Raw genomic sequence first — 13,227 nt, 5'->3', positions numbered from 1 at the left:
AGCGGGGTAATCCTGGTCAGACTCAGGGTCGAGCGAGTCGTCGAAGCCGCCCGTATGCCCACCACGTCATGAGAATACAAAGAATAGCGAGTGCAAAATAGGCGCCGATTGCCCTGTTTGCGACAGTGACGGCGACGGAAAGACCACCGCCAACAAGAGCCATAACTGTGACGGCATCGGCCAGCCACACGGCCACGTTGACGACGGAGAGATCACCAATCGGTGATGGAACGGGCGTGAGCAACGAGACCGGAAGTGCTCCCTTGAGCGCGGAGAAAGCCTGAACCGCAACGGCGAATACCGCCAGAAGGGTCGTCCAGATGACTGGTAAGACCGTGCCGCTCGCGACGACGACCGCCCCCGCCGAAGCCAGCGGGACTCCGATCAGGATCGGAACGACCAGATGCAGGCCAGCTTGCATCGTCGAAGAGATTCCATATGGTGATGAGCCGCCAACCGTCGATCCGAAAAGGCGCAGCCCTTCGCACCAGACACCGATCGCAAAATACAGGGAAAGTGCGGCCGTCGCGGTGACTAGCTGCGCTCCCTCTCCCTCGCGGAGGCCGAGTGTGGTGGTCGCACCCAATCCGACGGTGGTCACCAGCCCTACGAAACCACGAGCGGGAAAGCGGGCGATTCCGAGCAGATCGCGCAGGACGATCGCACCGGCGGCGCCGCTCGGAGCCGGCCAGTGCCAGTGCCGCCCGAGTCGAGGAGGCGCCTTGAGTCGGTTAGCCGCCGACTTCACGTCACCAGTGAGCGCGAGCGAGAACACGGCGTTCCACCGTCGGGCCTGGTCCGCGAGATCTTCTCTGCCGAGTTGGTCCAGCATCGCAGGTAGCAGCAACTGACTTCCGAGCGCGAGAACCAGGAGGGCTACGGCAATCCCATGCGCCATCGTCACACCGTCAAGCGCGCTCCACAGGGATGCCGCCCATCCCCAGGGGCTGATCCAGGAGACGGATCCCGCGGCGGCCGGCAGGAGCGCGATGCCTGCCTGGATGACGATAGCGATAGCCAGGCCGACGGCGACGGCACGACGACGAGGACCCGACCACTGCCCGGCCAGCCAGGCCAGGGACAGCAGCCACGCCCAGGCAGCGAAGCCGACGAAGAACAGCAGAATGCCGAGCGGGTCGGCGGGTGCCGCGATCGCCGCACCGCCGACCAGGACAACTGCGAGCAGCAGTAGGATCGCGAGCAACGTCATCCGCCCCGCCGTATACGGACGACGAAGGGTGAGGCTCCGCGGCAGCGGGCTCACGACAATGGTTTCGATATATGGCTCCGACGGCACCACTGGCCCCCGTACCCGACCGAGCAGGAATACAAGTCCGGTGATGACGGCGAGTGCGATCGAGATCCGCTCCGTCGTCAGATTCTCGGTGGCGAAGACCACGATGCGGGGCATGGCGAGACCGATCATCGCCGCGCGTACGATCGGGAACACCACGACACCCGCGACGAACACGGTGACATAAATCCCGTACACCGTGTCGCCGGTGCTCGGGCGTCCGGCCCGGGTTCGGATGATCGACCGCGCGAGGCGCAGCGCGTCGGCGTCATTCACTTCCGGCCTCGACATTCGCAACCCCCAGCAGACACGTTCGGTCCGCTACCGTGTCGACCAGCCAGCTGTCATGACTTGCGAACACGATCGCGGCCCCTGCCTCTGACACGCGCTTCATCGCTCGAGCGAGTTGCGCCTTCCTGTCTGGGTCCAATCGCTGCTCCGGTTCGTCTAATAGCAGCACCCGGAACGGACGCAGGAATGTCGAGGCCAAATAGAACATCTGCGTCTGGCCCGACGACAACTCGTGCGCGAACCGGCGAGACAACGCTGTGATCGCAAACTCCTCAAGCACAGCATCAACCCGCTCCTCGGATTCAGCGCGCCCCATCCGCCACGTTGCCGCGATCAGCCGCAACTGCTCCCGAACCGTGAGGTCCGGGTAGAACGACGGCACGCCGACCAACGACGCGACCGCCGACCGCACCTCTGGCCGCCGATCGTCGATTGGCGCGTTCTCGAACAACACCTCGCCCACAGTCGGCCGCATCCGCCCCGACAGCATCCGTAGCAGCGTCGTCTTGCCCGCACCGTTGACCCCGCGGACTGCGACCCGCTCGCCGAAGGCAATCTCGATATCCACCGGCGCAAGCAATGGCTGATCGTCGACGAAACAGCCTGCCCCGTCTGCCACGATCGCCTGCGAACGCTCCCTCATACCGACCTCACCTCGCATCACGGCCTCCACGCCACCTCTCTTCATCGAGCGCAGACCTCTCATGATCCGCCTTCCATGCTCTCCACGTTTCGATAGATCGCTCTCGGATTTATGCCGTTTCTCACGAGGTTTTCCGCCGCCACAATATCGAAGTCGGCGGCATAGAGAATCTCATCGCTCAGAAGCTGGGCCAGCACCGAAGCGCGATGCTGTCCAAAACTCACGGGGCTCCCGGCGGCCTGAGCCGCGTTCGGCTCGTGCGCGATACCCACCCCCGGCGCAATGTGACGAGTGAAGCGCGAAACCGGCGCCCGGTCACCTGATAACACCCGACCAAAGGCCGCAACAGCATCCTCGTCTAGATCTTCGAGATAGAAAACGATGGCATCACGACGCGGATAGAGTATCGGCATCGACGCGATCTTCGCATGGAAACGATCACCGACCAGTCGCTTCGCCGCGCGGAGCCCGCGCGACCAAAAGTTAAGCGCGTCACCGATCCGTTCGACGCTCACATACACTCGCCAGAAGGCTCGAAGATCGGCGATCGCCGGGTTCGCGTAGTAGATGTACCCCGGGCTCACGAAGGGTCGCAAGCGGGGAAGCCTCAACTCCGCCCTGCCGTGGATGGTCCGAACTCGACGTGCATCAAGAGAAATGCGCAGGCCGTTGAGCTGGACCAGTGCACCGGTCCCCGTCGGTGCGGGCGACACCGAGTTCACCCACGACTCTGGGGCGGGCGTTGCTTCCATGACGAGCCGGCTGAAACGCGCATCGTGCATTTCGGCCTTGGCGGGGAAGACGAGTTGCGTTGTTGCGCCGGAGTGAAACTCTCGGTAAACGTCGCTAGCCCACTCCTCCGCCGTTCGTGGCGCGCGGGATATGGCCCAGCTTCGGACCGAACATGCAATCGGATCAAGCATCAGAGTCGTCTCCCTCGATCCCAAACGCCGCCATGGCCTGAGTGGGCGCTGACGCAATAAAAATTGCGATTCCCAGGACGCCCTTGTCGCGACCGGAAAGTGTCGACTGATATTGCGCCCGACTGGAGATGCGTTCGATGAGATGCCAAGCGAGAATCCATCCAGTCCGCTGAATGAATGCGGGCGTGACGAGGTTCGTGGCCACTTGTCCGTACGCTCGCCAGATCTGGGCGTAGGCGGACGTGGCGCGAACGCCGACGGAATGGATCCATCGCTGAGCAAACTCTTCGGACTCGGTTGAATGGGCCGCGGTGTTCTGATCGAAGTCCTGGTAGAGGAACGTCGCGAAGATGTCACCAAGAAGCATACCGAGATCCTGCGCGGGATCACCGCGGCAATACCGCTCCCAGTCGATGAGTTGAGGACCCTGCGCAGTCTTGATGAACTGATCGAGACGGATGTCACCGTGGGTCGGCACTCGTTCGGGCGGTTCCTTGATCTCTGCCCGAGTACGGAGCAGCGAATCTGACCTCGACTGAATGACCGACCACAGAGCAAGCTCCGCACCGGTAAAATGCCAGAAGACATCGAATGATATTGCATCGACATAGCCCGAGTAGACCGCGAATTGATCGGCCAGCGCGGAGCCGGCCGGTACGTCATCCAGTCGTGCCGTATGGATGCGCGCCAACAAGGTCCCGAGGGCAGCCCAGGAACCCCCCTCGAGGGTTTGCGCGACGCCGGGCGCGGCGAGCCCCAAGCCGGAAATAGCGTCGTAGACGACGATACCGAGATCCGGATCGACCGCGCGAAGGAGCGGTGTGAAAGAGGCCCAGCCGGCCGCACATCGATGACGATCCGCGCTTAATAGCGCAGCAACACGTTCCGTCTCGCCGATCGAATCCGTGAGCCTCTTGACGAAGAGAGATTCGCCGGACGGCGTCGTAACTAGAAAATTCTCATTGCGTCCTGCGATGAGCGCCTCGGATCGTGCCCACGAACCAACGCCTAGTTGGCGTGCGATCGCGGGTGTGAGGAGAGAATCGGCGCTCATGCGCTGATGCACGCGAAGACGGCGGAGGAGAAGGTACCGGACTCTCGGGCGTACTCCCGCCTGATCGCATCCAGGTAGTACGCCTCGTCGCTCGCCCCTGGCCGACCCGCTCGAAACTCAATGTAGTGGTGCAGTAGTCGCAGCACAAAAGAACGCCACAGCTCTCCGTTATCGAGCACGGCGCCACCTCGCGATTGTTCGTAACGCGCCATAAACCGGCGGCCCAAGGAGGCGGCTGCCCGGGCGCCAAACGCACCAACGGGTGACATCGAAGTCTCGAAAAGATCGCCAAGGAACCAGCCGACGTCGAATCCTTCGGGAACGAGTGGAAGGTAGGGATCCGTCAGCACTGTAAATTCATCGGGCCGACCAGAGAAGGAGAGAACATTTGCCAGGGAATACTCGCCGTGTCCGACGAGACCAGGCGCGCCGTCATACCACGCCGCTAATTTGTCGAGGGCAATGTCGCTCAGATGGCGCGTGAGAGCCGTGTGAATGGATGCGGCACTCTGCTTACAGAGGTAATTTGGCTGGCCTGCGAGGAAGCGAGCAGTATCCATCGACGACGTCACCCCGGTAATACCAGTCACTCGTGCCGCGTCGTGAAAGGAGGCGAGCCCATCCGCAAGTCTGTCTACCATGACTTCGATACCGGCCGGGGGCCAATCGTTCGGCTTGTTGACGTACTTGACGACCGGCGAGTTTACCGCGGTCTCATAGGCAAAGCCGTTGCGGAACGGCGTGCCCGCGTCAAAGGAAACAGAACTCCGCCCCAGCAAGCTCACGACCTGCGTGGCTGGCGTCACCGCCCGGAAACCGGCGTTCGTAGAGAACGTGCGGATCCAGACGTAGGCGTCCTCAACGGGAATGATGTGCGTGACCTTACGCCGATTGGCGAAGACATTATCAGGCCGCATCACTGATCCTTTCTTCTTCGATGTCGCTGAGTAGGCGGAGCGCGTCCAGAAAAGAGCGGTTTGCGGTGCCCTCGTGCCGTCCCGTTCCCGCGCTCCGCGCATCGGCGAACTTCAGGAAATGAGTCGACGGCAGCTGAGCTAGCTTATTTAGCCAGCGATCCGGTTCGATCCCGGGAGGGAACGACGGCGCGAACACCTTCGGTACGTGTGTCATTTGGAGGATCAGCAGGGAGGGTCGATCGGCCAGCCCAGAGGTATAGCTGTTGACGTAATTGAAAGACGCGGGGCAAACGACGACCGCATCTGCCCACCGAGAGAGCTCGACGTGGGTCGATCTGCTCGCATCCCATTCTTCCCAGTCATCCAGGAGGACTTCCGAACGACTTACCAAAGCGAGCGCCGCTGGTTGCACGAATCGCGTAGCAGCCCGGGAGAGCAGAACCTTCACGTCCATCCCAGGGCTTGTCTCTGTTGCCCAGTTGATGTGGAACGGAGCGAACATCGCAGACGCGGCTCCGCTGACCACCAGGAGGATCTTCTTCATCAGGAGGCTCTTTCGACGGTATGGACGGGCTCGGGGGTATGGACGGATTCGGGAGTGACGCTCAGGATGTAATTCGGCGCATCGCGAAGGTGTTCGATGGCCTCGCTGATCGCCGACGACGAGGGCCGAAGTATGGTCGAGGGGTCTTCGAGGAGATCCACAGGACGGTCAACGTTGGTGATCACCTGAGTCAGCATGTCGAGCAGGAAGCCTCGCCCTTGACCGAAATGCACCCAGCGACTGAATCCCGCCAGAGCAGCAGTAGCTTCGTCGGCATAGTTGGTCCCGTAAGCTCCCGCCAAGACAGAGGCGACCACGTCTCGCGCTTCCGACTCCCTGCCGAGTTCGATCGAGAAATCCGCTACGCTGAGATTGCCCGAAAGCGAACGATATGGCTGAGTCGAGAGCGAGTAGACAAGGCGATGACGGTCGCGAAGCTGATCGAATATCTGGGATCCCTCACCGCCAAGTAAATATTGGCTCGCCGCGAGGTAAGCGACGCCGGTTTCCCCACCGAGGGCGGGAGTCCAGGACGCCACAAACATGACGCTCCGTCGGGCGTTGCCACCGGCCATTGTCCGATGCGACGACGGGCGTGTGTCCTGACGATGCGGCGGGACCTGTCGGTCCGCCATGCCCTCGACCGGTATCGATTCGAGCACCGCCGTGAGGGTGGCTGCGGCGAGGCCGCTTGTCAGCACGACAATCTGGTCGTTGAGGCCAATCGGTGAGGCTACATCGATGTCTTCCGCCGAGAACTGAGGAAACGCTGTCTCCGCCCAGTCGGGCCTCTCTGCCCAGATCTGATCGGCGAGAAACTCGAACGGCCCGGCCGCAGGTGCCGCTTCAAGGTCGAGCAGGCATCCGATGGGAAGCGCTCGCACCTCGACAAGGGTCGCGAGAATCGCCCCCAGAGCCAGAACACATTCTGATGGACTCCGCTCTCGGATACCGACCACGAGATGGTCGGTCTGCTGACGAAGAGTCGCCGCGGGAGCGACCGCACCGATACGAGCCTCAAGGAGGGCTCCCCACTCGCGTCGAAAATTCGTGACAGCCGGTCCGGCGCGAAGGAAAATGCGGGCTTCTGGCAGGGTACCGGTCGTTTTCACGAGTGCCACATATCCGCCCGCCGCGATTCCCGCGATCATGAGGCGGACCGTGCGTCGGTCAGGTTCAGCTCGATCGCGCCTGCAATCCGATCCAGGACGGTCAATACTTCGTCCGTCGACAAAGCACGAGCGGGAACACGCTTCATCACGCCGCTCAACGAGTCCCCTTCTTCGAGTATGCCTGCCGCGAGCAGTTGGCCCGCTAGAGCGACGCGTTGCACGGGCGTCTCCACGCGCTCGAGGTAGTCGGCCCGGACACGCTCGAGAGCCTCTCGAATGCCGGCGGCAGTTAGTCGACCCGCGACGGCGTGAATCGCGAAGGTGAGGGTGTCGATAGCCTCGGATTCGTTACCTATGCCTACTATTGCGAGAACAAGCTGGTCGATCGTTCTCGAATTCCAAGGGCCAAAATGTCCGATTCCGACGTCATGCTTTCGACCGACAGCTGACAGCTCCGGGGTGCGCCGGAGCAATTCGGCGACGACGAGACAAGCGACGTAGCTCGGTAGCCCGCAGGACAGACCTGGCACATCAACCTCGACCACTGCTGAACCCGCTGCACTGAACATCGTCGCCATGGGAAATGGCCAGCGCATCGGCGCACCACGAACAGACGGGGTCGGTGGTCGCCAAGGCCGGAACTCCCCGTCGCTCTTCGCGACGAATCGGTTATCCGGCGTGAAGCGCTGCCTCATCAACATCGTGATCTCCCACAGTTCTAGCGTTCGGATGGCGTCGAGGTCGTATCCGAATCCGTCGTGGCGGCGGGACCAACTCGAAGAACGAGCGTGGCGCACCTCTACCCATTGCTCCCGTTGTCCCGCTCGTCGAAATCGAGATTCCTCCGCCTCCAGCTCAACGATCCTCAATGCATGTTCGAGGGCCGTGTTGGATGGATCGGCGGCGTGAACGTCCAGAATCGCAGCGAGGGATTCGTCGATCCGGTCGGGAGTCGACATCACCGTGAACTGTGTCGAATCGGCGTAGGTCTTCGCAGAGAGGAAGACGCCAGATGCGCCCGCGTCATACTGGCCTCCGTGTCGCCCGGGAATGTGGAGCCTCTCGCCAAGAAGGTGTTCACACAGGTGAACAAAACCCGCAAAGGGCTCTGGGTCGGAGTCGAAACCGGCCGTGTAGGTGATGCTGGCCGCCGCTATTGATGTCGATTTCTCGGAATCCAGCCACAAGTGTGCCACCATTCTTCTCACCTCGATCTGATAAATTTAGAAAGAGGCCGGGAGCATGTTGTTCATGCCCCCGGCCTCTTTTTCACCGGCGAGGACTCAACAAAGGAAGAGACCTGTGGTCGCGACTGACGGGGTCGCCGGGCTCAGGAACGTGGTGGTCCAGACGGTGCCGGGCGCCTCCGAACTAGCGGAAGCCGCGAATTCCTCGGGGGATACGAAGGTGCTGTAGGACGATAGTAGAGCGTCAAGGTTTTTACTCATTTTATTTCTCCATATTTTCGCCGATCGGACCCGCCATTCGGATCCCCTCAATGGACGACGTTGATGAAACTAGCACCTCGGTCACGATTGTCAGATGACTGAATCCTGCGAACTCCTGGGAGAGTCAGAGCGTCGTGTGGCGAGGATGGACTCTGACACATAAAGTGAGAACAAGACCATCAGGATAACGCGGTGCTATGTGCAGTGAGTGTTGTCCTCGAACAATGAAATATCAACCGCCACTAGACAAACTCTGCACTGGACTCCCGAAATGGGTTCACGGTCATCAAAGGGATGGGATTCGCGTCATTTTGAGCAAATCCTCGCCGTAGTTGTTTGGGCCAGTTAAGACCTAACCCAAGCAGCCCGTGCCGGACGGGTCGCCACTATCAGTTGAACCCACGATGCCGTGCGGTTGTTGATCGTGACACGAGGACCTGCGCAGCGCGTGCACGTCGTGTGCACAACTCTTCATTGTGCGTCTTCATTGTCCGGGTTCCCTCAGCGGGGGAGGCTCACCCCGAGTGGTGCCGGCCGATCGGCAGCACCAGCGGCGTCCGAGACACCGGGTCCTCGATCACGCGCGACTCCATCCCGAAGACGGCACGCACGGTGTCCGCGGTGACTACCTCGGCAGGGGTTCCGGAGGCAAACAGGGCGCCCGAGCGGATGGCGAAGAGATGGTCGGCGTAGCGAGCCGCCAGGTTCAGGTCGTGCAGGACGATCACGATCGTGGTGCCCCGCGAGCGGTTGAGGTCGGTGAGCAGATCCAGCACCTCGACCTGGTGTGACACGTCGAGGTAGGTCGTCGGCTCGTCCAGCAGGAGCACGTCGGTGCGCTGTGCGAGCGCCATCGCGATCCACACCCGCTGCCGCTGCCCACCCGAGAGTTCGTCCACGGCGCGATCGGCGAGCTCGAGCGTGCCTGTGTCGCGCAGCGCCTCCTCAACAACAATCGCATCGTCATCGGTGCCGGAGCCGCGCCTGAATAGCCCCCGGTGCGGATAGCGGCCACGCGCGACGAGGTCCGAGACGGCGATCCCCTCCGGTGCGATCGGCGTCTGCGGCAGCAGCCCCACCCGCTGCGCGACCTGCCGCGTCGGGAGCCGGTGGATCGCCTGCCCGTCGAGCAGTACGCTCCCGGAGCGCGGAGTGATGAGCCGGGCCATCGCCCGCAGGAGCGTCGACTTGCCGCACGCATTCGCACCGACGATGACGCTGATCGCGCCGGTGGGCACGGTGAGCGAGAGCCCGTCGATGACCACGCGCTCGTCGTACGCGAGGGTCACCGCGTCGGCGCTGAGGGTGTGCGGTGCGGTCACAGGGAGCCTCCGGTGCGGGTGCGGCGAGCGAGGAGCCAGAGCAAGAAGGGGGCGCCGAGCACGCCGGTGACGACTCCGACCGGGAAGCGGGCGCCCGAGAACAGCGCGCCCACCACGTACTGCGCGAGCAGGTCGGCGGCGAGCACGACGACCACGCCGACGAGGGCGGAGGGGAGGAGGAGGGTGCGCGCGCTCGGCAGGAGACGCCGCGCGATCGGCCCGGAGACGAAGGCGACGAAGGCAATCGGGCCCGTGGCGGCGGTCGCGACGGCGACGAGCCCCACTCCGACCGCGAGCAGCGTCAGGCGGCTGCGGCGCACGTCGAGCCCGAGTGCCGTCGCCGATTCATCGCCTAGTTGCAGCACCGAGAGTCGGCCCGCGAGCAGCAGCGCGAGCGGCACCAGCACGAGCATCGCCAGCGCGAGCGGAGGCACGGCCGGCCAGGCGGCGGAATTGAGGCTGCCGGTGAGCCAACGCAGCGACTCCTGCACGTCTTCAAAATCGGCGCGGGTCTGCACATACGCGATGACGCTTTGGAACATCGCCGCGACACCGATGCCGATCAGAATGAGTCGCGCCCCCATCACTCCCGAGCCCTCGGCGAGAGCCGCGATGAGCAGCGCTGTGGCAAGGCCGGCCGCGACGGCGATCACCGAGACAGCGCCCCCCGAGAGCCCGAAGAAGGCGATGGCGACGACGGCCGCCGCGCTCGCCCCCGACGTGACGCCGATGATGTCGGGGCTGGCGAGAGCATTGCGCAGCATCGTCTGGAAGATCACCCCACCCATCCCGAACGCCGCGCCGACCAGCACGGCAGTGATCGTGCGCGGCAACCGCAGTGTGCCGACAGTGAAGGAGGCGCCCGGAACCGTCTCGCCGAGGATCACGCGGACGACCTGCGGCACCGAATACACCGTGCTGCCGACCGTGAGCGACACGACGACGAGTGCGAGCGCCAGGGCGGCGAGCACGCCGCAGCCGATCAGCGTTCGGCGTCGGCGGCGACGGCGCCCCGTCCCGATGCCCGCGCTGACGACTCCCGCCGCGACGCCCACGCTCACAGCGCTCGAACCTTCGAGCGCCGCACGATCGCGATCAGCACGGGCGCGCCGATCAGCGCCGTAATGATCCCGACCTCCACGTCACTCGGCCGGGCAATGACGCGCCCGACCACGTCGGCAACGAGCAGCAGCAGCGCGCCGAGCAGAGCGGAGGAGGGGAGCAGCCAGGCGTGCGCGGGCCCGGTGACGCGGCGAGCGAGGTGCGGCACCACCAGCCCGATGAACCCGATCGGCCCGGCGATCGCGGTCGCGGCTCCGCAGAGCAGCACCGCGGCGACGCCCCCGATCAGGCGGATGCGCCCCACGCGGCGACCGAGCCCCGTCGCCAGATCGTCGCCGAGTGCCAGGGCGTCGAGTCCGCGGGCGCTCGAGAGCGCGAGCACCGCGCCGACCGCGAGAAAGGGGAGGACCTGCATGATGCTCGCCGTCTCGGCCCCGCCCACTCCGCCGACCTGCCAGAACCGAAAGCGGTTGAGCGTCGTGTCCTGGGTGAGGAGGACGGCGCTGATGAGCGAGGTGAGCGCCGCGGCGGTGGCGGCTCCGGCCAGGGCGAGGGCGAGCGGAGTCGCGCCCTCGCGCCCGAGCGAGGCCACGGCGTAGACGAAGGCTCCCGCAGCTGCCGCGCCAAGGAACGCGAGCCAGATGAACTGCGGCAGGTTCGTCGCTCCGACGCCCGCAATGCCAAGCACCACGGCGAGCGAGGCTCCGGAGTTGAGGCCCAGAATGCCCGGGTCGGCCAGCGGATTGCGGGTCAGCCCCTGCATCACGGCGCCCGCGAGCCCGAGTGCGGCGCCGACAAGAATGGCGAGGATCGTCCGCGGCACTCGGCCCTGCACGGCCGCGTCGACGATCGAGGCGGAGTCGGGGGCGGTCGGCGCTGGCCAGATCTCGGCGAGTGGGATTTCGCGGGAGCCGTAGACGAGGGAGAGCACGGACGCGACGGCGAGGAGCGCCGCGGCCAGCGCGAGCATCCGGAGCCGGGCACGCCCGGAAGCACCCCGGCCGCGAGAACTGTCGTGTCCGGGGCGCCCGAGGGAAGAGGCGGAGCCGGTGCTCACGACACCTTGTCGGCGGCCGCGGCCAGACCCGCGGTGTACTCGTCGAGGACCCACGGGATGCTCAGCAGGTTCGGCGACGAGGTGGCCATCGCGGCGGAGGAACCGTCCTTCAGCACGTAGACCGAACCGCGCGCGACGGCCGGGATCTTGGAGAGCAGCGGGTCGGCTTGCAGGGCGGCGAGGGTTGTGTCGTCGCCGTAGACGATGAGCACGGCGGCGTCGAGCTGGTCGGCGTTCTCGGCGCTGACGGTGCCGCTGAACGCTTCGGAGTCGCCCGAGAGCGTGGTGATGCTGGGGGCGACGTCGAGGCCGAGGTCCTCGACGAACTTCACTCGCGCGTCGTTCGGGGTGTAGTAGGTGAAGGTGCTCGCGTTGGTCGGGTCGTACCAGCCGTACATGAAGGTCGTGCCCGCGAGTTGCGGGTAGGAGGCGAGGGTCTGGGTGATCGTGCTCTCGACCTCGCCGACCTTGGCGACAGCCTCCTTCTCGAGCCCGAGCGCGGCTCCGTCGAGCTTCGCCGAGTCCTGCCAGGTGGTGGCCCAGGGCAGGCCCGGGTACGCGACGGTGGGTGCGATCTGGCTGAGCGTGTCGTAGTCCTGCCGGGTGATGCCGGAGTAGGCCGAGAGGATCACGTCGGGGGTGAGGTCCGAGATCGACTCGAAGGGCACGCCGTCGGTCTCGTCGAAGAGGCTCGGAGTCTCGGCTCCGGCCGCGTCGAGGGCCTTCTTGGTCCAGGCCAGCAGGCCGTCGCCGTCCTCGTCGCCGTAAGAGGCGCGGGTGAAGCCGACGGGAGTGACGCCCAGCGCGAGCGCGACGTCCTGGTTCGTCCAGCTCGTCGCGACGACACGCTCCGCCGACTGGACGGTGGTGCTGCCGAACGCGTGGTCGACGGTGACGGGAAAGCCTTCGCTCGCGGAGGCGGCGGTGCTCTCGGAGGTGCCCGCGGCGCCGGCGTCGGCCGAGCAGCCGCTGAGCAGCAGCGCGGCGAGCCCGAGCGAGGCGATGGCGGTCAGGCGGAGGGGAGTGCGGGTGGCGGGCACGGCGATCCTTCACAGGGTTGTCGGGGCAGGAGCGTCAGGAGTAACGAAGGTTACCCTAACCTAACCGCTCACCGGGGGCCACTGTGGATCGGCTTCGTTCTGCGGGCATCCGCACGCCCCTCCACTCACCCTCAGCGCCGCAGACCCTGCAGACGTCGGTGCTGCTCGCGGTCGCGAAGCTCCGTGCGCTCGCGTCGCAGCGCCGTCACTTCCGCGGCAGTGAGGGGGCGGCGGTGGTGCCGACGACTCCACCGCACCAGTGCCATGCCGAGGCTCAGCGCGAGGCTGTCGACGTGCCGCATGAGGCGCGGGCGGGGGAGCGCGGTCGCTCCGGTTGTGGCGTTCACGAGGGTGTCCTTCCCAGTGAGTGTGCGGATGCGACGTGCGGATGCGACGTCGTCCTGCGACGGAGGGGAGCGCAGAAGCCCCGTTACTTTGTTCATGCCCGCTGGGAAGTGGTTCTGGTGGGTGGCCTGCTGGGCTCGGCATGATCGTGTGCCCCCTGTCGTTCGTATGATCT

General features: G+C 64.8%; 13 protein-coding genes. All 13 read right to left on the bottom strand.

Annotated elements, in window-relative coordinates:
* Nucleotides 1-22: 22 nt before the first annotated feature.
* The 13 genes from B0H03_RS12375 to B0H03_RS12315 all read right to left on the bottom strand — a co-directional run bounded on the left by B0H03_RS12375 (nucleotide 23) and on the right by B0H03_RS12315 (nucleotide 13,150).
* Nucleotides 23-1,570 carry a hypothetical protein gene (locus B0H03_RS12375; RefSeq protein WP_104266062.1) on the bottom strand — a complete coding sequence of 516 codons (1,548 nt, stop codon included), beginning with the start codon at nucleotides 1,568-1,570 and terminating at the stop codon, nucleotides 23-25.
* On the bottom strand, nucleotides 1,563-2,228 hold the full coding sequence (locus tag B0H03_RS12370) for an ABC transporter ATP-binding protein (RefSeq protein WP_160487363.1): 666 nt from the start codon (nucleotides 2,226-2,228) through the stop codon (nucleotides 1,563-1,565). The genes B0H03_RS12375 and B0H03_RS12370 overlap by 8 nt, the downstream gene beginning before the upstream one ends.
* A gap of 59 nt (nucleotides 2,229-2,287) precedes the next feature.
* On the bottom strand, nucleotides 2,288-3,151 hold the full coding sequence (locus tag B0H03_RS16265) for a T3SS effector HopA1 family protein (RefSeq protein WP_127844051.1): 864 nt from the start codon (nucleotides 3,149-3,151) through the stop codon (nucleotides 2,288-2,290).
* The gene (locus tag B0H03_RS12360; protein ID WP_127844052.1) at nucleotides 3,144-4,205 is read right to left on the bottom strand and encodes a phosphotransferase; all 1,062 of its coding nucleotides are present in this window, start codon (nucleotides 4,203-4,205) and stop codon (nucleotides 3,144-3,146) included. The genes B0H03_RS16265 and B0H03_RS12360 overlap by 8 nt, the downstream gene beginning before the upstream one ends.
* A complete protein-coding gene (locus B0H03_RS12355) occupies nucleotides 4,202-5,122 on the bottom strand; it encodes a hypothetical protein (protein WP_104266066.1) in 921 nt (306 codons plus the stop codon). Before B0H03_RS12355 ends, B0H03_RS12360 begins: the two co-directional genes overlap by 4 nt.
* Complete coding sequence (locus tag B0H03_RS12350; protein ID WP_104266067.1) at nucleotides 5,112-5,666, bottom strand: flavoprotein; 555 nt, start codon at nucleotides 5,664-5,666, stop codon at nucleotides 5,112-5,114. The genes B0H03_RS12355 and B0H03_RS12350 overlap by 11 nt, the downstream gene beginning before the upstream one ends.
* The gene (locus B0H03_RS12345) at nucleotides 5,666-6,550 is read right to left on the bottom strand and encodes a hypothetical protein (protein WP_127844054.1); all 885 of its coding nucleotides are present in this window, start codon (nucleotides 6,548-6,550) and stop codon (nucleotides 5,666-5,668) included. The genes B0H03_RS12350 and B0H03_RS12345 overlap by 1 nt, the downstream gene beginning before the upstream one ends.
* A gap of 263 nt (nucleotides 6,551-6,813) precedes the next feature.
* A complete protein-coding gene (locus B0H03_RS12340; RefSeq protein WP_104266069.1) occupies nucleotides 6,814-7,977 on the bottom strand; it encodes a hypothetical protein in 1,164 nt (387 codons plus the stop codon).
* Between the two features lie 764 nt (nucleotides 7,978-8,741).
* Nucleotides 8,742-9,548 carry an ABC transporter ATP-binding protein gene (locus B0H03_RS12335; RefSeq protein WP_104266070.1) on the bottom strand — a complete coding sequence of 269 codons (807 nt, stop codon included), beginning with the start codon at nucleotides 9,546-9,548 and terminating at the stop codon, nucleotides 8,742-8,744.
* Nucleotides 9,545-10,609 carry a FecCD family ABC transporter permease gene (locus tag B0H03_RS12330; RefSeq protein WP_104266071.1) on the bottom strand — a complete coding sequence of 355 codons (1,065 nt, stop codon included), beginning with the start codon at nucleotides 10,607-10,609 and terminating at the stop codon, nucleotides 9,545-9,547. The genes B0H03_RS12335 and B0H03_RS12330 overlap by 4 nt, the downstream gene beginning before the upstream one ends.
* Complete coding sequence (locus B0H03_RS12325) at nucleotides 10,606-11,580, bottom strand: FecCD family ABC transporter permease (RefSeq protein ID WP_104266072.1); 975 nt, start codon at nucleotides 11,578-11,580, stop codon at nucleotides 10,606-10,608. The genes B0H03_RS12330 and B0H03_RS12325 overlap by 4 nt, the downstream gene beginning before the upstream one ends.
* Nucleotides 11,581-11,663: 83 nt before the next feature.
* On the bottom strand, nucleotides 11,664-12,707 hold the full coding sequence (locus B0H03_RS12320; RefSeq protein ID WP_104266073.1) for an iron-siderophore ABC transporter substrate-binding protein: 1,044 nt from the start codon (nucleotides 12,705-12,707) through the stop codon (nucleotides 11,664-11,666).
* Nucleotides 12,708-12,838: 131 nt separating this feature from the next.
* Nucleotides 12,839-13,150, bottom strand: coding sequence for a hypothetical protein (locus B0H03_RS12315; RefSeq protein WP_104266074.1), 312 nt, complete (start codon nucleotides 13,148-13,150; stop codon nucleotides 12,839-12,841).
* Nucleotides 13,151-13,227: the final 77 nt, after the last annotated feature.

Source organism: Rathayibacter iranicus NCPPB 2253 = VKM Ac-1602 (assembly GCF_003149025.1).
In the GTDB taxonomy this organism is placed as follows: domain Bacteria; phylum Actinomycetota; class Actinomycetes; order Actinomycetales; family Microbacteriaceae; genus Rathayibacter; species Rathayibacter iranicus.
Note: the sequence above shows the minus strand (reverse complement) of the source record. Positions and strands in the feature narration are given on the sequence as shown.

Coding starts and splice junctions, on each gene's coding strand:
- B0H03_RS12370 (WP_160487363.1), bottom strand. CDS start 2,228: ATGAGGGAGCGTTCGCAGGCGATCGTGGCAGACGGGGCAGGCTGTTTC.
- B0H03_RS16265 (WP_127844051.1), bottom strand. CDS start 3,151: ATGCTTGATCCGATTGCATGTTCGGTCCGAAGCTGGGCCATATCCCGC.
- B0H03_RS12360 (WP_127844052.1), bottom strand. CDS start 4,205: ATGAGCGCCGATTCTCTCCTCACACCCGCGATCGCACGCCAACTAGGC.
- B0H03_RS12355 (WP_104266066.1), bottom strand. CDS start 5,122: ATGCGGCCTGATAATGTCTTCGCCAATCGGCGTAAGGTCACGCACATC.
- B0H03_RS12350 (WP_104266067.1), bottom strand. CDS start 5,666: ATGAAGAAGATCCTCCTGGTGGTCAGCGGAGCCGCGTCTGCGATGTTC.
- B0H03_RS12340 (WP_104266069.1), bottom strand. CDS start 7,977: ATGGTGGCACACTTGTGGCTGGATTCCGAGAAATCGACATCAATAGCG.
- B0H03_RS12325 (WP_104266072.1), bottom strand. CDS start 11,580: ATGCTCGCGCTGGCCGCGGCGCTCCTCGCCGTCGCGTCCGTGCTCTCC.
- B0H03_RS12315 (WP_104266074.1), bottom strand. CDS start 13,150: ATGAACAAAGTAACGGGGCTTCTGCGCTCCCCTCCGTCGCAGGACGAC.